The 980-nt window shown below is 44.6% G+C and carries 2 tRNA genes and 2 rRNA genes; all 4 read right to left on the reverse strand.

What is annotated here, in order from left to right:
* A 23S ribosomal RNA gene (locus L4C54_RS00255) occupies window positions 1-147 on the reverse strand; the annotation flags it as partial.
* Window positions 148-473: 326 nt separating this feature from the next.
* Window positions 474-549, reverse strand: a tRNA-Ala gene (locus L4C54_RS00260).
* A 43-nt stretch (window positions 550-592) separates the two neighbouring features.
* Window positions 593-669 (reverse strand) — tRNA-Ile (locus L4C54_RS00265).
* Window positions 670-735: 66 nt separating this feature from the next.
* Window positions 736-980 (reverse strand): 16S ribosomal RNA (locus L4C54_RS00270); the annotation flags it as partial.

Below are 980 nucleotides of genomic sequence, written 5' to 3' on the forward strand. Positions count from 1 at the left end.
TACGTGCTTATGCACGTGGGTTTCCCCATTCAGAAATCCCAGACTCAAAAGGTTATTACTACCTAATCTGGGCTTATCGCAAGTTATTACGTCTTTCATCGCCTCTGACTGCCAAGGCATCCACCGTGTACGCTTAGTCACTTAACCATACAACCCCAAAAGGTTTCTGTATGGCAACTAACCAAGGTGTAAACTCGTTGTCTCATTATTTGAATGAGCGAGACAACATTTCGATTTTGCCGGACTCAAATATTAAACAATCACAACCGAAGTTATGATGTTTCCAAGAACACTTGAATGTGTGTTGGTACCTAGTTGATTAAATCATCTAGGATTTGAGAACTTTTATTTTGAACAACAACCGATCAAAGTCGTTGTTCGTCAGCTTTCCAAATTGTTAAAGAGCAGATTTTATTCCTTCGAAAAGAAAAAAACCATTTTTAAAAACACTCGATTGAGAAAACACTTAAAGATGGTGGAGCTATGCGGGATCGAACCGCAGACCTCCTGCGTGCAAGGCAGGCGCTCTCCCAGCTGAGCTATAGCCCCATAAACTTAATGCTTTAAAGCCAATTCTTTTTGGGAAAAGAATTGGTGGGTCTGAGTGGACTTGAACCACCGACCTCCCGCTTATCAGGCGAGCGCTCTAACCAGCTGAGCTACAGACCCAGCATTAAACTCTTAACTTTTTAAACATATCAATCTGTGTGGGTACTCATCGTGAAAATCATCGTATAAGGAGGTGATCCAGCCCCAGGTTCCCCTAGGGCTACCTTGTTACGACTTCACCCCAGTCATGAACCACAAAGTGGTGAGCGTCCTCCYCGAAAGGTTAAACTACCCACTTCTTTTGCAGCCCACTCCCATGGTGTGACGGGCGGTGTGTACAAGGCCCGGGAACGTATTCACCGTAGCATTCTGATCTACGATTACTAGCGATTCCGACTTCATGGAGTCGAGTTGCAGACTCCAATCCGGAC

The sequence above is a fragment of the Vibrio lamellibrachiae genome (assembly GCF_050337265.1).
GTDB classification, from domain to species: Bacteria; Pseudomonadota; Gammaproteobacteria; order Enterobacterales; family Vibrionaceae; genus Vibrio; species Vibrio kyushuensis.